Annotated in this window: 16 protein-coding genes; 15 read left to right on the forward strand and 1 reads right to left on the reverse strand. The window is 39.7% G+C overall.

Going from position 1 to position 19,255, the window contains the following annotated elements:
• Nucleotides 1-104: 104 nt before the first annotated feature.
• The 7 genes from FS458_RS05790 to FS458_RS05820 all read left to right on the forward strand — a co-directional run bounded on the left by FS458_RS05790 (nucleotide 105) and on the right by FS458_RS05820 (nucleotide 7,287).
• Nucleotides 105-1,346, forward strand: a complete 1,242-nt coding sequence (locus FS458_RS05790; protein WP_144698644.1) for an NAD(P)-dependent malic enzyme — start codon at nucleotides 105-107, stop codon at nucleotides 1,344-1,346.
• Between the two features lie 20 nt (nucleotides 1,347-1,366).
• Nucleotides 1,367-2,017, forward strand: coding sequence for a FadR/GntR family transcriptional regulator (locus tag FS458_RS05795; protein ID WP_186320463.1), 651 nt, complete (start codon nucleotides 1,367-1,369; stop codon nucleotides 2,015-2,017).
• Nucleotides 2,018-2,033: 16 nt separating this feature from the next.
• Nucleotides 2,034-2,888 (forward strand): acetyl-CoA carboxylase, carboxyltransferase subunit beta, encoded by an 855-nt coding sequence (gene accD, locus FS458_RS05800; RefSeq protein WP_144698648.1) that lies wholly within the window; start codon nucleotides 2,034-2,036, stop codon nucleotides 2,886-2,888.
• A gap of 3 nt (nucleotides 2,889-2,891) precedes the next feature.
• Nucleotides 2,892-3,869 (forward strand): acetyl-CoA carboxylase carboxyl transferase subunit alpha, encoded by a 978-nt coding sequence (accA, locus tag FS458_RS05805; RefSeq protein WP_144698650.1) that lies wholly within the window; start codon nucleotides 2,892-2,894, stop codon nucleotides 3,867-3,869.
• Nucleotides 3,870-3,987: 118 nt separating this feature from the next.
• Nucleotides 3,988-4,947: a 6-phosphofructokinase gene (pfkA, locus tag FS458_RS05810; RefSeq protein WP_144698653.1), complete on the forward strand. Its 960-nt coding sequence runs from the start codon at nucleotides 3,988-3,990 to the stop codon at nucleotides 4,945-4,947.
• Nucleotides 4,948-5,037: 90 nt separating this feature from the next.
• Nucleotides 5,038-6,792 (forward strand): pyruvate kinase, encoded by a 1,755-nt coding sequence (pyk, locus tag FS458_RS05815; RefSeq protein ID WP_137790652.1) that lies wholly within the window; start codon nucleotides 5,038-5,040, stop codon nucleotides 6,790-6,792.
• A gap of 90 nt (nucleotides 6,793-6,882) precedes the next feature.
• Complete coding sequence (locus tag FS458_RS05820; protein WP_313957533.1) at nucleotides 6,883-7,287, forward strand: FxsA family protein; 405 nt, start codon at nucleotides 6,883-6,885, stop codon at nucleotides 7,285-7,287.
• Between the two features lie 300 nt (nucleotides 7,288-7,587).
• On the opposite strand, the gene ytvI is transcribed toward FS458_RS05820, so the two are convergent.
• Nucleotides 7,588-8,706 (reverse strand): sporulation integral membrane protein YtvI, encoded by a 1,119-nt coding sequence (gene ytvI / locus FS458_RS05825; RefSeq protein ID WP_231607507.1) that lies wholly within the window; start codon nucleotides 8,704-8,706, stop codon nucleotides 7,588-7,590.
• Between the two features lie 52 nt (nucleotides 8,707-8,758).
• On the opposite strand from ytvI, the gene FS458_RS05830 reads away from it, so the two are divergent.
• The 8 genes from FS458_RS05830 to polA all read left to right on the forward strand — a co-directional run bounded on the left by FS458_RS05830 (nucleotide 8,759) and on the right by polA (nucleotide 19,232).
• Nucleotides 8,759-9,220 carry a DUF441 domain-containing protein gene (locus FS458_RS05830; protein ID WP_144698659.1) on the forward strand — a complete coding sequence of 154 codons (462 nt, stop codon included), beginning with the start codon at nucleotides 8,759-8,761 and terminating at the stop codon, nucleotides 9,218-9,220.
• Between the two features lie 249 nt (nucleotides 9,221-9,469).
• Complete coding sequence (citZ, locus tag FS458_RS05835) at nucleotides 9,470-10,585, forward strand: citrate synthase (protein WP_144698661.1); 1,116 nt, start codon at nucleotides 9,470-9,472, stop codon at nucleotides 10,583-10,585.
• Nucleotides 10,586-10,700: 115 nt separating this feature from the next.
• Nucleotides 10,701-11,969 (forward strand): NADP-dependent isocitrate dehydrogenase, encoded by a 1,269-nt coding sequence (icd, locus tag FS458_RS05840; protein WP_066396762.1) that lies wholly within the window; start codon nucleotides 10,701-10,703, stop codon nucleotides 11,967-11,969.
• Nucleotides 11,970-12,045: 76 nt separating this feature from the next.
• Nucleotides 12,046-12,984, forward strand: a complete 939-nt coding sequence (mdh, locus tag FS458_RS05845; protein ID WP_066396759.1) for a malate dehydrogenase — start codon at nucleotides 12,046-12,048, stop codon at nucleotides 12,982-12,984.
• A gap of 93 nt (nucleotides 12,985-13,077) precedes the next feature.
• Nucleotides 13,078-13,554 carry a MaoC family dehydratase gene (locus tag FS458_RS05850; protein WP_144698663.1) on the forward strand — a complete coding sequence of 159 codons (477 nt, stop codon included), beginning with the start codon at nucleotides 13,078-13,080 and terminating at the stop codon, nucleotides 13,552-13,554.
• Between the two features lie 387 nt (nucleotides 13,555-13,941).
• The gene (locus FS458_RS05855; protein ID WP_144698665.1) at nucleotides 13,942-14,652 is read left to right on the forward strand and encodes a response regulator transcription factor; all 711 of its coding nucleotides are present in this window, start codon (nucleotides 13,942-13,944) and stop codon (nucleotides 14,650-14,652) included.
• Entirely contained in the window at nucleotides 14,652-16,379 is a 1,728-nt protein-coding gene (gene pnpS, locus FS458_RS05860) for a two-component system histidine kinase PnpS (RefSeq protein ID WP_144698667.1), read from the forward strand. Before FS458_RS05855 ends, pnpS begins: the two co-directional genes overlap by 1 nt.
• A 210-nt stretch (nucleotides 16,380-16,589) precedes the next feature.
• Nucleotides 16,590-19,232 carry a DNA polymerase I gene (gene polA / locus FS458_RS05865; RefSeq protein ID WP_144698669.1) on the forward strand — a complete coding sequence of 881 codons (2,643 nt, stop codon included), beginning with the start codon at nucleotides 16,590-16,592 and terminating at the stop codon, nucleotides 19,230-19,232.
• Nucleotides 19,233-19,255 lie beyond the last annotated feature (23 nt).

A 19,255-nucleotide genomic window follows, 5' to 3' on the forward strand; every position in this document is an offset into this window, starting at 1 on the left:
CAGCTTGTTAACTTTTGTTATAATGGATGAGTCAATATTAGTGGTCTGACCACCTCCTAATTGGCTTATCAACCTTAAATTTAAAATCATTAGGAGATGAAAAAATGTCTACATTAAGAGAAGAAGCACTACACATGCACCGCACACATCAAGGGAAATTAGAATCAAAATCAAAGGTACCTGTACGTAACGCGAAAGATTTAAGCTTAGCATATTCTCCAGGTGTGGCAGAGCCGTGTAAAGATATTTATGATGACAAAACGAAAGTCTATGACTATACGATGAAGGGTAACACAGTAGCTGTTGTTTCTGATGGAACAGCTGTATTAGGTCTCGGAAATATCGGGCCAGAAGCTGCACTTCCTGTAATGGAAGGAAAAGCAGTACTATTTAAGAGTTTTGCTGGCGTTGATGCGTTCCCAATCTGCTTGAATACGACAGATGTGGACAAGATCGTTGAAACGGTAAAATTACTTGAACCTACATTCGGCGGTGTGAACTTAGAAGATATTGCAGCACCGAATTGTTTCGTAGTCGAAGAGCGATTAAAGAAAGAAACGAATATTCCAATCTTCCATGATGATCAGCATGGTACAGCTATTGTTACGCTAGCGGGACTCGTAAATGCTCTTAAATTAACAGGACGTGAAATGTCTAAGATTAAGGTCGTTGTTAACGGAGCTGGAGCAGCTGGAATCGCAATTATTAAATTGCTAGATCGTTTTGGTGTGAAAGATATCATCATGTGCGACACAAAAGGTGCGATCTATGAAGGTCGTCCATTCGGAATGAACTCTGTGAAAAAAGAAGTAGCAAACTTTACAAACCGTACGAAACAAGAAGGAACACTTGCTGATGTCATTAGTGGTTCAGATGTTTTTGTAGGTGTTTCAGTAGAAGGTGCATTAACAAAGGAAATGGTTGAGTCGATGAACCCTGAACCGATTATCTTTGCTATGGCTAACCCGAACCCTGAGATCATGCCACATGAAGCGCGTGAAGCAGGTGCGATGGTCATTGGAACAGGCCGATCTGATTTTCCTAACCAAGTAAATAACGTGTTAGCGTTTCCTGGTATTTTCCGCGGTGCTCTTGATGTTCGTGCAACACACATCAATGAGGAAATGAAGATTGCAGCGGTACATGCGATCGCAAATCTGGTGAACCCAGTAGAATTGACGGCGGATTATGTAATTCCAGCACCATTCGATCCGCGTGTAGCACCTGCTGTTGCTGCAGCTGTAGCTACTGCGGCTATGGAAACGGGAGTAGCAAGACTTCGTATGAATCCTGAAGACATCGCTGAAAAGACTAAGAAACTAGCTATTATCGGAAAAGATGAATGAAACCGGTAGAGGAGAGAGGAATGTCTGTCCAGCCTACCGAAAAAGTATATATAGAAATTCTTAAACAAATTAAAGCGATTATCGTTGAGGACGGTCTTCAAGCGGGTGACAAGCTCCCATCTGAAAGGGAGCTGAGTGACCGCCTGAAGGTTGGAAGGTCATCTGTTCGCGAAGCACTGCGATCTCTAGAACTTTTAGGTCTGATCGAGACAAGAAGAGGCGAAGGGACCTTTATTCGTGAAGCAACCGGACACCGGCTCGTTGAAGTGCTAGCTTCGTTCATCTTGAATGATAATAAAGCTAGACACGATCTTCAGGAAACAAGACATATTGTTATTAAAGACTGTGTGGAGCTTGCTGTACGCAGAGCTGAATCTGCCACTATCTCTAAACTGACAAATCTTATTGAACAGATGGATACGAACGAACAAGAGCAAGTTCATAGAGCTTGCAAACAATTCGAAAAAATTGTGATCCAAGCATGCGGCAATCATCTTCTTTATCGTTTATATGTAGAACTAACGGGTTATGGGTCTTCATTGCAACGAGCAAACTCGTACTGGTCACGAGCATTTTGTGAGGAAGTCCTGACACTTCTTCAATCAAAAGATGCTGTGAAGCTGACGAGTTTGTTATCAAAACAAAACGATGCTCTAAACGCAATCGAATAGGTGGTGTTATTCATTTATGATTAAAGGATTGTTTGTAAAAAAGAAAAAATATGCCACGATACCAACTGGTAAAGTTAAACAAGACGTTCCAGAAGGAATTATGAGTAAATGTCCAGAATGCAAGCACATCATGGTAACAAAAGAGTTAAGAAAAAACTTACTTGTATGTCAAGGCTGTCAATATCATTATCCAATGTCATCACAAGAACGAATAGCGGCTCTGATTGATGAAGGAACCTTTACAGAATATGATGCAGACATGATTTCTGGAAATCCTTTAGAGTTTCCAGATTATGTTGAGAAACTTGAAGGTGACCGAAAGAAAACAAAAATTAATGAAGCCGTTGTTACAGGTGCCGGTCAGATTGATGGCCGTGATGTAACATTAGCGGTTATGGATTCTCGCTTTAGAATGGGTAGCATGGGTTCTGTTGTAGGTGAGAAGATCACACGTGCGATCGAGCACGCGATCGATCAAGAAACACCGTTTATCATCTTTACAGCATCTGGCGGAGCTAGAATGCAAGAAGGCGTATTGAGTTTGATGCAGATGGCTAAAACGAGTGTAGCTCTTAAACGTTTGAGTGACAAAGGGTTGTTGTTTATCTCTATCATGACACACCCGACAACTGGTGGCGTTTCCGCAAGTTTCGCATCTGTAGGTGATTACAATTTTGCTGAACCTAAGGCTTTGATCGGGTTTGCTGGCAGAAGAATCATAGAACAAACGATTCGCCAGGAATTGCCGGATGATTTTCAGACAGCAGAGTTTTTATTAAAACACGGGCAGTTAGATAGAGTCATCCATAGAAGTGAAATGAAGAAAACATTGAGTACGTTAGTAAAGATTCATACAGAAGGGAGGGTGTAAAGCATGGCAGCAGAACTAGAATTTGAAAGACCGATACACGAACTGGAGAAAAAAATCGCAGAGCTTAAGTCATTTATGGATGAGAAAGATATTGATTTAACAGACGAGATCAAGAGGCTAGAAGAAAAATTGTCTAACCTTGAAAACAGTACGTATTCAGAGATGAAGCCATGGGATCGTGTTCAAATTGCCAGACATGCTGAACGCCCAACTACCCTTGATTATATTAACTATCTTTTTACGGATTTCATTGAATTACACGGAGACCGTCTCTTTGGGGACGATGAAGCGATCGTTGGAGGAGTAGCTTTTTATAAGGAACTTCCTATTACGATCATCGGACACCAAAGAGGAAAGGATACGAAAGAAAATCTTCGTCGTAACTTCGGTATGCCTCATCCAGAAGGCTATCGCAAGGCACTGCGTTTAATGAAACAAGCCGAGAAGTTTAATAGACCTATTATCTGTTTTATTGATACAAAGGGAGCATATCCAGGAAAAGCAGCTGAGGAAAGAGGACAGAGTGAAGCGATCGCTCGTAATTTAGTTGAGATGGCTGGGTTAACTGTTCCTGTTATTTGTGTTGTGATCGGAGAAGGCGGAAGCGGTGGAGCATTAGCGTTAGGTGTAGGAAATTACGTACACATGCTCGAGAACTCAACTTATTCTGTTATCTCTCCAGAAGGAGCAGCTGCCATTCTTTGGAAAGACGCTTCAATGGCAAAGAAAGCAGCAGAATCTATGAGAATCACTGCTCCAGACTTAAAAGAGTTAGGAATTATTGATGAGATTATTGAAGAAGTTAAGGGCGGAGCACATAAAGACGCTAAGCATCAAGCAGAATTGATCGACCAGGTTTTGGAAGATTCTTTACATTCTTTGCTGTCAATGTCACAAGAAGAGCTCATAAATCAACGCTATGAAAAATATAAAAAAATCGGACAATTTGGGTTTGTAAACGATTCCATTGTTGTTAAATAGGGAATGTGCCTTTCTGCTTAGGGAAAGGCGCATTTTTTTGCCTATTGTTGTCTATTGTGTTCAACATTTGAACATGATATTTTAATAAGACGAGAGAACTAGAGAGGTGAAATGTTTCATGAAGCGGATAGGAGTTCTAACAAGTGGTGGCGATTCACCAGGCATGAACGCTGCGATTCGGGCGGTTGTTCGAAAAGGAATCTACCATGACTTAGAAGTTTATGGGATATACAATGGTTATGCAGGACTAATTTCGGGGAATATTAAGAAACTAGAATTAGGATCTGTTGGAGATATTATACACCGTGGAGGCACGATGCTTCATTCAGCACGTTGTTTAGAGTTCAAAACACCAGAAGGACAACAAAAAGGTATCGAGCAGTTGAAAAAATTCGGTATTGAAGGATTAGTCGTTATTGGTGGAGACGGATCTTTCCAAGGTGCTAAGAAATTGTCTGAACAAGGTTACCCAACGATTGGTGTACCTGGTACGATCGACAATGACATTCCGGGTACAGATTTTACAATCGGTTTTGATACAGCTTTAAATACGATTATCGATGCGATTGATAAGATTCGTGACACGGCTACTTCACATGAGCGTACTTATATCATTGAGGTAATGGGACGTGACGCTGGTGACTTGGCTCTATGGGCTGGTCTTGCAGATGGTGCTGAGACGATCCTCATTCCAGAAGAAGATCATAAAATGGATCAAGTCGTACAAAAGCTGCAACGAGGACATGAGCGCGGTAAGAAACACAGTATCATAATTGTCGCTGAAGGTTGTGGAAGCGGCGTTGATGTTGCTAAAGAGATCGAAAGGCTTACAGACTTCGAGACAAGGGTTACGGTTCTGGGTCACATCCAACGTGGTGGTTCCCCTACAGCTTTTGACCGTGTACTAGCAAGCCGTCTAGGTGCGCAAGCGGTTGAACTTTTATTAGAAGGTAAAGCTGGGCGTACAGTAGGTATCGAAAATAACAAACTTGTTGATTATGACATTACAGAAGTATTATCTAGAAAACATTCAATAGATAAACAAATGTATAAATTATCACAAGAATTATCCATATAATCTGCTAATGCATCGTACGGCTGCAGTTTGACTGCAGATGCCTTACGATGCCTTTCTGCGAAAAAAGAAAACCAGGAGGCCATTTACATGATGCGCAAAACAAAAATCGTTTGTACGATAGGACCGGCGAGCGAAAGTATTGATAAGTTAAAAGAATTAATGAATGCTGGGATGAACGTTTCCCGCCTAAATTTCTCACACGGTGACTTTGATGAGCACGGTCAACGAATCATCAACATTCGTGAAGCTTCTAAAGAGCTTGGAAAAACAGTTGCGATCCTTTTAGATACGAAGGGACCTGAGATCCGCACTCAAACGCTTGAAGGCGGAGTTGCTGAACTTGTTGCTGGAAACGAATTGATCGTTTCTATGGAAGAAGTAGTTGGTAACGACAAAAAGATCTCTGTAACTTATCCAGGTCTTGTTGAAGACGTACATGTTGGATCAAGAATCCTTCTTGATGATGGACTGATCGAACTTGAGGTAACAGCGATCGGCGAAAAAGAACTGACTACAAAGATCTTAAACTCCGGTACATTAAAGAACAAAAAAGGTGTAAACGTACCTAACGTAAGCGTAAAACTTCCAGGTATTACAGACAAAGATGCAAAAGATATCGAGTTTGGCATTGAACAAGGTGTTGATTTTATTGCTGCGTCATTCGTACGTCGTGCAACAGATGTTCTTGAAATTCGTGAGATCTTAGATCGACACAATGCAAACCATATTCAAATCATACCTAAGATTGAGAACCAAGAAGGTGTAGACAATATCGATGAGATCCTTGCTGTTTCTGACGGTCTGATGGTAGCGCGTGGTGACCTTGGTGTTGAGATCCCGGCTGAAGAAGTACCTCTTGTTCAAAAAATGTTAATCAAGAAGTGTAACGAGCTTGGAAAACCAGTTATTACGGCAACTCAAATGTTAGATTCTATGCAACGTAACCCGCGCCCAACGCGTGCTGAAGCGAGTGACGTAGCAAACGCGATCTTTGACGGAACTGATGCGATCATGCTATCAGGTGAAACAGCTGCTGGTACTTATCCAGTTGAAGCGGTTCTTACCATGCATAAGATTGCAAGCCGTGCAGAAAGCTCGTTGAACTATAAAACATTATTATCTTCAAGAAGCAAAGAGAGCAAAACGACAATTACAGATGCGATCTCTCAATCTGTTTCCTTTACAGCTCTTAACCTAGATGCAGATGCAGTTATTACTGCTACTGAAAAAGGTCAAACAGCTCGCATGATTTCAAAATATCGTCCAAAAGCTCCTATTATCGCAGTAACAAGCAACGAAGATGTTTGCCGTAAGCTTGCACTTGTTTGGGGAGTAACACCAGTTAAAGGTGAAAAAGCTGGAACAACAGATGAAATGTTCCAAATTGCAATTGATTCAGCGCTTAAAGCAGAAGCTGTTCAACACGGAAACCTTGTTGTGATCACGGCAGGTGTACCAGTAGGTGAATCTGGATCTACAAACCTAATGAAGGTCCACATCATTGGTGATGTGCTTGCTAAAGCTCAAGGAATCGGACAATCATCTGCTTCAGGAAAAGTAGTTGTAGCTAAAACAGCTCAAGAAGCGATGGATAAGATGACTGAAGGTGCAATTCTAGTAACGGTAGGAACTGACCGTGACATGATTGGTGCGTTCGAAAAAGCATCTGCTGTTATTACAGAAGAAGGCGGATTAACAAGCCATGCTGCTGTATGTGGAGTATCACTAAGTATTCCGGTTATCGTTGGCTTACAAAATGCAACTGAAATCTTTAAAGATGGACAAGAGATTACGATTGATGCTTCTGTTGGATACATCTATGACGGAAGAAAGAACGTTATCTAATGATACGAAAAGAGAAGGGTGAAACCTTCTCTTTTTTGATTCGTAAAAAAGGAATAGGCTTGATTCCTTATTACATGTTTAATGAAAGCGGTGGTTTATTTGTTTCGTAAGCTTTTACCGATCTTTATTCTTATTCCTGCCATCGAAGTAGGACTCTTTATACTGGCTGGACAATATATAGGAATTCCAGCGACGATTGCTGGGATATTTATAACGGGTATACTAGGCGCTTATTTAGCAAAAAGAGAAGGTGTACAAACCCTTCAACGTGTGAAGGTGCAACTTGAGAGCGGACAGATGCCAGGAGAGGCAGTTCTTGATGGGGCATGTATCCTAGTCGGTGGAGCATTACTCTTAGCACCTGGATTTCTAACCGACATTCTAGGGTTCTTCTTACTTATCCCTCCACTAAGAAAGCCTGTGAAGTTGTGGATGAAAGCAAAACTCTTCCAAAAGATGCAATCAGGACAGTTTTACTTCATAAAAAGAAGGTAGAGTTACTAGTTACTGACAGAGTCAACATTGTAAATCATATGAGGCTGTTTTCTAAACGATTTTTGCTTTCAAGTCTGTTTGTTTACTCTTCTTTGACCGTTGATTGGAGTGAAAGGTGCGAGACTCCTGCGGGACAGGTGGGCAGGTGAGACACTTAAAGGCGCAAAGCGGCAAGTGGCTCACCGCCTGCCCCGCGGAAAGCGAGCAGCCTGTAATGGAAATCGACTACTTTCAAAAGCAACAATGAACATGAAAACAATCAAACAAAAAGAACGATGCTCACTTAGAGCATCCGTTCTTTTATTTGTGTATAGGCTTCATAACAAATTGATAGAGCTCATGAAAGAACTTTGCTTCATACAGCGCACGAATTACAACTAGGATAACAGGCCCGATGATAAGGCCGATAAACCCTAGAAGCTGGAATCCAGCAAATAAAGAAACTAGTGTCGCGAGAGGATCAAGTCCGATCGTTTGTGATAGAAGCTTTGGTTCCATGATCTGTCGCTGAATAACGACAACACCATACAAGATGGATAGTCCGATCGTTAGCGTGTAATTTCCTGTTAAGAAGCAGTAAGCGATCCACGGCAGAAAAACAGCACCTGTCCCAAGGTATGGTAGCAGATCGATCGCTCCGATCAGTACAGATATGGTTACAGCATAGTCAATACGCATCAACAAGAGACCTACTAATACGATACAAGCTGTTATAGAGATTAAGGTTAACTGAGCTTTTAAAAAGCCAAATAAAGCTTTTCGGAGTTCTACATATACGGTTGTGACAGTATGGATTAACTTTTCAGGGAAGAGCGCGTTAAGGAATCCTGTTAGACGATACCAATCCTTACTAATAAAGAAAGCAGCGAGAAGTGAAAAAATAAAAACCGTTAAAAAAGTTGGAAGACTTACGATCATTAGAGAGACACTATTAATCACGGCCTGTGTCATACTGGAAGCATTTGTGGTAATACCTGTTCCGATCTTCTCGATATTATCCATTACCGTTTCTTGCTGATCCGTTCCCAATTTGCTATAGATGGAGAGTAAATCTTGATATAAAGGAAGAACGTTCGTTTTAAAAGACCGTTCAAAATAAAAGACCAGCTCTTGAATATATGCGGGCAATTCATGTGCAATATAGGCAAAACCAGTCATCATCTCTTGAATCAGCAAGGTTAGTAACAAGACAATGACACCTAAAAGGCCTAATATAGAAAGAATGACGGCTAGAGCTCTATTCACTTTGAATCGATCCACGATAAAGTCTACAAAAGGATTGATCATCAGTGCTATGATTGCGCCTGCAATGAATGGATAAAGAATAGCGGAAACATAATAGCCAGAAAAAATAAGGGCAACAGCGAGGAATAGAATAAATCCTATACGCAACAAGCGATGTGTTAGTTCAGCATACAAATTTTTCACCTGCCTTTTCAGTACATATCATCTTTGAGAAAGGAATGAAACTATGGGACCTTTACTTTTTTTATTGGGGTTATTGATTATTGGCTTACTTGCAAAAAATCAATCATTAATCGTCGCAGTGGCATTTTTGTTAGTGTTAAAATTTACCGGTATGGGTGACAAATGGTTTCCTGCTATTCAGCAAAAAGGAATAAATTGGGGTGTGACGATCATAACGATTGCCGTATTAGTACCGATAGCATCCGGTGAGATAGGATTTAAACAGTTGTCTGATTCATTGCGTTCATATTATGCGTGGGTGGCTTTACTATCTGGAATTTTCGTTGCAGTGATCGCAAGTAAAGGACTTCATCTGCTTCAGAATGATCCTCATATTACGGCAGCTTTAGTCTTAGGAACGATCCTTGCTGTTGCTCTATTTCAAGGAGTGGCTGTTGGGCCATTGATCGGAGCAGGAATCGCTTATATGGCCATGAAATTAGTAGGATTGTTTTCAGGTTCATGACGGTTTCGGCACGAATTAAGTGATATCCGTTCACAAATATCAGATTATTGTTTATAATTGATATGTATGTCCCATTTCCTTTAAATAGTCTTTCATTTTTCAAGTCTCAGTTTCGAGATTAAAAAAGTTGGGAATGTAACCTTGAATCCAGCTTTTTTATTACAAGGAAAATGTAAGCTCTTTCTATTTTTTAAAAAGTGAAACAATTAAAGGAGAAGAGAGAATAACAGAAAAAAAGGAGAGATAGCCATGACAGCTACAAGAGGATTAGAAGGAATTGTTGCAACGACATCTTCTGTCAGCTCTATCATTGACGATGTATTAACCTATAGAGGATATAGCATTGATGACTTAGCTGAACATGCAACTTTTGAGGAAGTTGTATACTTGCTTTGGAATGGTAAACTGCCTTCCCAATCTGAACTAGAATCTTTTAAATCAGAACTTGCTGAGGCTAGTGAGCTGCCTGCAGAATTGTTGGAACAAATGAAATCGCTTCCTTTGAAGAATACACATCCTATGACTGTATTGCGTACAATCGTGTCGACATTAGCGATGTACGATCCAGAAGCAGAGGATATGTCTACAGATGGAAACTACAAAAAAGCCATCCGTCTTCAAGCTCAGATGTCATCACTCGTAACGGCATTTGCACGCATTAGGGAAGGAAAAGATCCGATTGCTCCTAAAAAAGAACTTAGCTATGCAGCTAACTTCCTATATATGCTTACAGGTAAAGAGCCTGATGAAATTTCTGAAACAGCTTTTAACAAAGCATTAGTTTTACATGCTGACCATGAGCTGAATGCATCCACGTTCACTGCACGTGTTTGTGTGGCTACTCTTTCTGATATCTATTCAGGAATTACAGCTGCGATCGGTGCTTTAAAAGGACCACTTCATGGTGGAGCAAACGAACAAGTTATGAAGATGCTTTCTGAGATCGGTGAAGAAGCAAACGTAGAATCTTACTTGGACAACGCGATTGAGAACAAACAAAAGATTATGGGCTTCGGTCACCGTGTTTATAAGAACGGAGATCCACGCGCAAAACATTTGCGTGAAATGTCTAAACAGCTAACATCTATCACAGGTGAAGAAAAATGGTATACGATGAGCGTTAAGATTGATGATACGCTGAAGCAGAAGAAAGGTTTGCTGCCAAACGTAGACTTCTATTCTGCAAGTGTTTATCACAGCTTAGGTATCGATCATGACCTATTCACGCCGATCTTTGCGATCAGCCGTGTTTCTGGCTGGATTGCACATATCTTAGAACAATACGAAAACAACCGTCTAATTCGCCCTCGTGCTGAATATATCGGACCTGACATGCAGCAATATGTTGCTTTAGAACAAAGATAATATAAAAAGGATAGGTTATATCACAAAAAGAGAAGGGATTCTTCTTCTCTTTTCCCTATGTTTTTTAGTAGACTAGTATAGTACATGCAATACAAGAATTAGGAGGAATTTAGAAATGTCTAACGGAGAACGTATTACAGTCGACAATGGTGTATTAAACGTACCAAATCAACCGGTGATCCCTTTTATCGAAGGTGACGGAACGGGTCCTGATATTTGGGCTGCTGCTTCACGTGTATTAGAAGCTGCTGTTGAAAAAGCATATAACGGTGAGAAAAAAATCGTTTGGAAAGAAGTATTAGCAGGAGAAAAAGCGTTTAACCAAACAGGTGAATGGCTTCCTGCAGAAACTCTTGATGTGATTCGCGATTACATAATTGCGATTAAAGGACCTTTAACAACGCCAGTAGGCGGAGGAATCCGTTCTTTAAACGTTGCTTTAAGACAAGAGTTGGATCTATTTACTTGTCTTCGTCCAGTTCAATACTTCAAAGGTGTGCCTTCACCAGTAAAACGCCCTGAAGATACAAACATGGTTATTTTCCGTGAGAATACAGAAGATATCTATGCTGGTATCGAGTATGCAAGTGGATCTGATGAAGTTAAAAAGTTGATTCAATTCCTACAAGATGAAATGGGAGCTAACAAAATTCGTTTCCCTGAAACTTCAGGTATCGGTATTAAGCCGGTTTCTTCAGAAGGTACACAGCGTCTAGTTCGTGCAGCGATTCAGTATGCAATCAACGAAGGACGTAAGAGTGTAACGCTTGTTCATAAAGGAAACATCATGAAATATACAGAAGGTGCTTTCAAGAACTGGGGTTATGAGTTAGCTGAAGCTGAGTTTGGTGATAAAGTATTCACGTGGGCTCAGTATGACCGCATTGTTGAAGAAAGCGGAAAAGATGCTGCAAACAAAGCACAAGCAGATGCTGAAGCTGCAGGTAAGATCATTGTTAAAGATTCTATCGCTGATATCTTCTTACAACAGATCTTAACTCGTCCAGCTGAGTTTGATGTAGTTGCTACGATGAACTTAAATGGAGATTACATCTCTGACGCTCTTGCTGCACAAGTTGGTGGTATCGGTATCGCACCAGGTGCTAACATCAACTACGAAACAGGACATGCAATCTTTGAAGCAACTCATGGTACTGCTCCAAAGTATGCTGGTCTTGATAAAGTAAACCCATCATCTGTTATTCTTTCAGGTGTGTTGATGCTTGAACATCTAGGATGGGGAGAAGCTGCTAAATTAGTACTTTCTTCTATGGAAAACACAATCGCGAGTAAGGTTGTTACTTACGACTTTGCACGCTTAATGGACGGCGCTACAGAAGTTAAATGTTCTGAGTTTGCTGACGAACTAATCAAAAACATGTAATCTAACTGACCCCTTTTTATAAGGGGTTTTCTCAACATCATTTATGCTTATTAAAACTGTTCCTGGAGGGAAAGACATGGCTAACAAACGAAAAAAGATTTCGGTTATTGGTGGAGGATTTACAGGAGCAACAACGGCTTTTATCTTAGGACAAAAAGAAGTTGGGGATGTAGTTTTAGTTGATATTCCTCAAATGGAGAACCCTACAAAAGGTAAAGCGCTCGACATGATGGAAGCAAGTCCTGTTCAAGGATTTGACGCGTCTATTACCGGTACTAGCGACTATGCAGATACAGCTGAATCTGATGTAGTGGTTATAACAGCAGGAATTGCTCGTAAGCCTGGAATGAGCCGTGATGACCTCGTGAACACCAACGCTGGAATCATGAAGAGCGTAACGAAAGAGATCGTTAAACATTCTCCTGATTGCACGATTATCGTATTAACTAATCCAGTCGATGCGATGACTTACACGGTATTAAAGGAATCTGGTTTCCCTAAAAGCCGTGTAATTGGACAATCTGGAATCTTAGATACAGCACGCTTCCGTACCTTTGTTGCTATGGAGCTTAACGTATCAGTAAAAGATGTTACTGGTTTTGTTCTTGGTGGCCATGGAGATGATATGGTTCCACTCGTACGCTACTCTTATGCAGGGGGAATTCCGTTAGAAAAATTAATCTCTAAAGAGCGTTTAGATGCAATTGTTGAGCGCACGCGTAAAGGTGGGGGAGAAATCGTTAATCTATTAGGTAACGGATCTGCCTATTATGCACCAGCTGCTTCCTTGGTTGAGATGGTAGAAGCGATCGTTAAAGACCAACGAAGAGTGCTTCCTTCAATCGCCTTCCTAGAAGGTGAGTATGGATATGATGGTATCTGTCTCGGCGTTCCAACGATTCTTGGCGGTGGCGGTCTAGAAGAAATCATTGAACTTGAGCTGACAGCAGAGGAGAAAGCAGCGCTTGATCAATCGGCTGAATCTGTTAAATCAGTTATGAAAGTATTAGCATAAGTGTGTGAAGAGTGTGTGAGAGATTCGGGCAAATTCCCGAATCTTTTCTCCTGTTAATAATGAAAGCGTTATCATCAAGAGGGGGGTCATTAAATGCTGATCGGAAAAAAACGAAAACTTGGAAGAAAAATAGATGAGATTCAAGCTGGTGAAAAATTAGAGATGCAAGAAACGATCGAAGATAAAGATCTTCTTTTGTATTTAGGCTTAACGAATGACAATAACCCATTATTCATTCAACACGATTATGCAACATTGACACCATACAAAAAGCCAGTCGTCCCTCAAGTAATGTTAATGGGAATGGTGACATCTGCTGTATCAAAATATTTACCGGGTCCTGGTAGTTCTATCGTGGAATCCAGTTTTACATTCATTAAACCTGTTTATCATTATTCGAAATTAACCTTTTTATTTGAAATCACTGAAGTAAATCGAGACAAGCATATTGTGCATATGAACGTTAGAGCGGAAAATGAGGAAGGGACCGAAGTGTTAAAGAGCATTTTGCAAGTTTGTCCTCCATATGCTCCAAAATCAATTACTTCTAATACGATGGAAAATTTTTAAACCTTTCATTTGAAAGGTTTATTTTTTTTTGTCCATACAAAACTGATAAGTTTGCTGTGTCCTCTAGAAATATACAACTATGATGAAAATGTACATAGGAGGCATTTTATTCGAGGTACACTATTAGATCCGTAGATAAGAACCTTATATCCGTAAAACTACCGATCAATTATGGATATAAAATTTTCTATCAGATTTTTCATCATAAACTACGATTTATTTCTATCATCACTCCATATTTAAGCGAAAAAACATTAATTAATCTTATCAATGTAAAGGGAATGTAAAGGATATGTAAATCCACTATGAAAATTTTGCGTTTTTTGTACACACTATAAAAAAAATAGTATGATGAATTTGTACAAGTCGTAAAAAGGTGGGAATATGATGAGCCAAAAGTTACTCGTAGTAGAAGATGAAATTTCAATCTCAACATTGTTGCAATTTAACTTAGAACAAGCAGGATTTCAAGTAGTTACGGCAATGGATGGCAAGAGTGGATTAGAAAAAGCGGAAAGCGAAGAACCTAATCTAATCATATTAGACCTTATGCTGCCAGAAATGGATGGAATAGAAGTATGTAAAGAACTCCGTCTAAGAAAATTAAATATTCCTATTCTCATGTTAACGGCTAAGGATGATGAGTTTGATAAGGTGTTAGGCCTCGAGTTAGGTGCGGACGATTATATGACGAAACCTTTCAGTCCAAGAGAAGTAGTTGCAAGGGTGAAGGCAATTCTCCGCAGGTCAACATCAGTCAATACAGAATCAGAAAAGAAAAAAGAAGAAGTAGAACACCTTAAAATTGGTGAAGTTGATATTTATCCGGAAAACTATGAAGCATATTTTAAGGAGAAAGCATTAGAACTTACACCAAAAGAATTTGAACTGCTCGTCTATCTTGCTAGACACAAGAGCCGTGTACTGTCGAGGGAACAGCTGCTTTCGGCAGTTTGGAACTATGATTTTGTAGGTGATACACGAATTGTGGATGTGCATATCAGTCATCTAAGAGAGAAAATCGAGAATAATACACGCAAGCCGATTTATATTAAAACAATAAGGGGATTAGGTTATAAGCTAGAGGAGCCTCAATAATGCATGATTTTAAAAACCGGGTACTTACCTTTTTCCTGCTCGGTATTTTATTGGTTTTTATTCTATTAGCTCTCATAATGGGAAACATTGTTCACCATAGTGTGAAAGATAAAAGGATGGCTTTTTATAAAGGTGAATTAAGTTTGATCGAACAAGTCCTTAAGACTGAAGAATCAAAACTAGTCATCATGAACCTATTGAGAACGGCATCTAAAGATCTAGATGGTGAAATTTATGTCCTCGATTCAGATTGGAACGTAAAATATACATCGGATACAAATAGTCCGAGAAACATGTCTATGTTCAAAAAGGAGAACGTGACGGATAGTGAGAAACTTGCTCAAAAGAATGAAAGCGGCAAATTATACTATACGTTAAAAAAGAAGGACGAGACGGGCTATATTCAGGTCGTCATACCTGAAGATGCAGCAGAATCTGAAGAGAGATCGATTTGGATCATGATGTCGATCGGTTTCCTAATCTGCTTTATCATCATTTTATACGTGTCTCTTAAAGTGATCCATAAGATTGTCAGACCTGTTGAAGAAGCGACTCAGACTGCAAAAGAGCTTGCAAAAGGTAATTTTAAAGCGAGAACCTATGAGTATTTTGGAGAAGATATCGGAGAGCTAAACTACTCATTAAACGTTTTAGCACGAAACTTAGAGAAAATGACAAAATCCCAAGAATCTCAGCATGATCGCTTAATAACATTGATTGAGAATATGGGAAGCGGACTTATTCTTATTGATAAAAATGGCTATATCAACTTAGTAAACAAAACGTTTAAAGAACTATTTAAGGAACATACAGATTATTGGACAGGTCATCTCTTCTATGAAGTATTTCCTTACACATCCATCAAGGATATTGTGAAAGAAACGTATTTAACTGAAAAAAAAGTGAGAAGAAATACGGTGATCCCTATTCACATCGATACGAAACATTTTGATGTCTATAGTGCGCCTGTCATGAACGCAAGAGGTAAGCTTAAAGGAATCGTGCTTGTTTTTCACGATATTACAGAGCTAAAGAAACTCGAGCAAGTAAGAAAAGATTTCGTAGCTAATGTCTCTCATGAACTTAAAACGCCGATCACTTCTTTAAAAGGTTTTGCTGAGACCTTATTAGACGGTGCAGGTGAAAATGAAGAGTATCGAAATAAGTTTTTAACGATCATGTTAAATGAAAGTGATAGGCTACAGGCGCTTATTCAAGACTTGTTAGATCTTTCGAAAAGTGAACAAGGTTTTCACCTAGAAACTCAATCAACTGATCTTGGTGCTTTAGTAAACGATACCTTTGAGATTCTTCAGCCGAAAGCTGAGAAGAAAGGTATTGTTCTATCAGTGGATGTTTCAGGTGAAACTGTTATGGATGGAGATTCACCTCGATTGAAACAAATCATCATCAACCTTGTTTCGAACAGCTTAACGTACACGCCTGCTGGTGGCCGTGTAAATGTAATAGTGGAAGAATTAAAAGACCATGTGAAGTTGCTGATCAAAGATACAGGAATCGGCATCAAAGAAAGTGAGATTCCTCGAATTTTCGAACGTTTTTATCGTGTGGATAAAGCGAGAAGCAGGAATTCAGGAGGTACTGGATTAGGGCTTGCGATCGTTAAGCATCTTGTAGAAGCTCATCATGGAACCATTGAAGTTCAGAGTAAGCCAGGAGAAGGCTCTCAGTTTACGATTCTGTTTCCGAAGAAATTTGAGTTGTAAGATTTACAATTCTTTTACACACTTGTTTTCTTTAGTTAACAGTTCAATCTTATGATTAAAGTATCCTTTTTCAGTACCCCCTTAGCGAGAGTCCTTTACGGATTCTCGCCTTTTTTATGGCCAAGGGCTCTTCTGTTCCTACTTTTTTGTTTCTGGTTGTCATCGTGATACAATAGATGATAGAAGAAATGTCCTCAGGAGGTTACGGACTTGGCAAAAACAAATAAATTAGTACTTATTGATGGAAATAGTATTGCATACAGAGCTTTTTTTGCTCTGCCTCTTTTAAACAACGATAAAGGTGTTTATACAAACGCTGTCTACGGGTTCACACAGATGCTCCTAAAGATTTTAGAAGATGAGAAGCCCACACATATCCTCGTTGCTTTTGATGCCGGGAAAACGACATTCCGACATAAGACATTTGGTGAATATAAAGGTGGCCGTCAGAAAACCCCGCCAGAATTATCAGAGCAGTTTCCGTTTATCAGACAGTTGTTAGATGCATTTAAAATCAAAAGATATGAGCTTGAAAATTATGAAGCAGATGACATTATTGGAACCCTTGCATCTTATGCTGCCGATGGAAACTGGGATGTAAAAGTGTTTACGGGTGATAAAGATTTACTTCAACTGGTTACGCCTGATGTTGAAGTCGTGCTGACCAGAAAAGGAATCACTGAGGTTGAGGCTTATACCGTAGAACAAGTAAACGAGCGCTATGGAATTACACCTCATCAAATCATAGATATGAAGGGCCTTATGGGAGACCCTTCCGACAATATTCCAGGAGTACCTGGAGTTGGTGAAAAGACTGCAATCAAATTGATCAAACAATATGGGACGATTGAAAAAGTTCTTGATTCAATTGATGAGATCTCAGGTGCTAAGCTTAAAGAGCGATTAACAGAGAATAAAGAGCAAGCCATTATGAGTAAAGAGCTTGCTACGATAACGAAAGAAGCTCCTATTGAAGTCGGTCTGGAAGAAACGAATTACGATGGTTATGAAACGTCTTCTGTATTTCCTCTTTTCAAAGAGTTAGGATTTAATTCATTGCTCGAACGATTAGGCGGAGATGAAGAAATTCTTCAGGATGAGGAAAAAGAAGAACTTAACTTTAAAACGGTAACAAAAATTGAAGCTGACATGTTAACAAGTCCTTCATCCCTAATCGTAGAAACGTTAACTGAAGATTATCATAAAGCAAAGATACATGGTTTTGCTGTAAGTAATGATGCAGGAACATTTTATATTCCTTCAAGTGTTGCAGATCAGTCAGAAGAATTTCATGAATGGTTGCAAGATCAGAACCAAAAGAAGAGAATGTTTGATGCTAAGAGAGCACACGTAGCCTTACACGGGCAAGGGATCGTCTTGAATGGTATTGATTTCGATATTCAGCTTGCTTCATATCTGCTGAATCCTTCTGAATCCTTAGATGAAGTAGCTGATGTTGCGAAGCAGTATGGCAAGTCTAATGTTGATGTGAATGAAGCTGTATATGGTAAAGGTGCTAAGAAGAAACTGCCAGAAGATGAAGCTGTCCTCGCTGAGCATCTATGTAGAAAAGCGCATACTGTCTTTCAATTGAGTGATCTTCTGGATGAGAAGTTAAAAGAAAATGAACAGAGTGATCTATTCTATCAGTTAGAGATGCCGTTAGCTCTCGTATTAGCCAAGATGGAAGAGTTCGGCGTAAAGGTGAAATCAGATACTCTTCAAAAGATGGGTGCTGACTTAGATATACAGTTAACAGCATTAGAAAAAGATATACACGAACTTGCTGGAGTATCATTTAATATAAACTCACCTAAACAATTAGGTGAAATATTATTTGAGAAGCTGAACTTGCCGCCTGTTAAGAAAACAAAGACGGGTTACTCGACTTCTGTTGATGTATTAGAAAAGTTAGAAGGCAAACATGAGATCATTAATAAGATCCTTATCTATCGTCAGCTAGGCAAGTTACGGTCTACTTATATTGAAGGTCTGCTAAAAGTAGTAAAAGAAGATACGGGTAAGATTCATACCCGCTTCAATCAGGTTCTAGCGCAAACGGGAAGACTCAGTTCTATCGATCCAAACCTTCAAAACATTCCTATCCGTTTAGAAGCAGGAAGAAAGATCAGACATGCCTTTGTTGCATCACAGCCTGGATGGAAAATTCTTGCGGCGGACTATTCACAGATCGAGCTTCGTGTATTGGCTCATATCTCTCAAGATGAAAACTTGATGGAAGCATTTAAGACAGAGATGGATGTTCATACGAAAACGGCCATGGACGTTTTTCATGTTGAAGAAAGCGAAGTTACGTCAGAGATGAGAAGACACGCTAAAGCCGTTAACTTTGGAATCGTTTACGGAATCAGTGATTATGGCTTATCGCAAAGCCTCGGAATCACGAGGAAAGAAGCTGGAGAATTTATTGCTTCCTATTTGGATAGTTTCCCTGGTGTTCAGCAGTACATGAAGGACAGTGTTTCAGAAGCAAAACATAATGGTTTTGTTTCAACTCTACTTCATAGACGACGTTATCTGCCTGAGATTAATAGCCGAAACTTTAACCTTCGCAGTTTTGCAGAGAGAACAGCAATGAATACACCTATTCAAGGAACTGCTGCAGATATTATTAAAAAAGCGATGGTCGATATGGATCAGCGGTTAACAGATGAGAAACTTGAAGCAAAAATGCTGCTTACTGTACATGATGAACTAATTTTTGAAGTACCAGAAAATGAGCTGCAAAAACTTGAAGAGATCGTTTGCGAAGTGATGGAATCAGCAGTAGAACTTGATGTACCATTAAAAGTAGATGTGAACTGGGGAGATTCCTGGTTTGAAGCAAAATAATAAAGAAACAGCATCCTATAGAT

It is taken from the genome of Fictibacillus phosphorivorans (assembly GCF_007673525.1).
GTDB lineage: Bacteria > Bacillota > Bacilli > Bacillales > Fictibacillaceae > Fictibacillus > Fictibacillus phosphorivorans_C.

Coding starts and splice junctions, on each gene's coding strand:
- FS458_RS05790 (WP_144698644.1), top strand. CDS start 105: ATGTCTACATTAAGAGAAGAAGCACTACACATGCACCGCACACATCAA.
- FS458_RS05795 (WP_186320463.1), top strand. CDS start 1,367: ATGTCTGTCCAGCCTACCGAAAAAGTATATATAGAAATTCTTAAACAA.
- accD (WP_144698648.1), top strand. CDS start 2,034: ATGATTAAAGGATTGTTTGTAAAAAAGAAAAAATATGCCACGATACCA.
- accA (WP_144698650.1), top strand. CDS start 2,892: ATGGCAGCAGAACTAGAATTTGAAAGACCGATACACGAACTGGAGAAA.
- pfkA (WP_144698653.1), top strand. CDS start 3,988: ATGAAGCGGATAGGAGTTCTAACAAGTGGTGGCGATTCACCAGGCATG.
- pyk (WP_137790652.1), top strand. CDS start 5,038: ATGCGCAAAACAAAAATCGTTTGTACGATAGGACCGGCGAGCGAAAGT.
- FS458_RS05830 (WP_144698659.1), top strand. CDS start 8,759: ATGGGACCTTTACTTTTTTTATTGGGGTTATTGATTATTGGCTTACTT.
- citZ (WP_144698661.1), top strand. CDS start 9,470: ATGACAGCTACAAGAGGATTAGAAGGAATTGTTGCAACGACATCTTCT.
- icd (WP_066396762.1), top strand. CDS start 10,701: ATGTCTAACGGAGAACGTATTACAGTCGACAATGGTGTATTAAACGTA.
- mdh (WP_066396759.1), top strand. CDS start 12,046: ATGGCTAACAAACGAAAAAAGATTTCGGTTATTGGTGGAGGATTTACA.
- FS458_RS05850 (WP_144698663.1), top strand. CDS start 13,078: ATGCTGATCGGAAAAAAACGAAAACTTGGAAGAAAAATAGATGAGATT.
- FS458_RS05855 (WP_144698665.1), top strand. CDS start 13,942: ATGAGCCAAAAGTTACTCGTAGTAGAAGATGAAATTTCAATCTCAACA.
- pnpS (WP_144698667.1), top strand. CDS start 14,652: ATGCATGATTTTAAAAACCGGGTACTTACCTTTTTCCTGCTCGGTATT.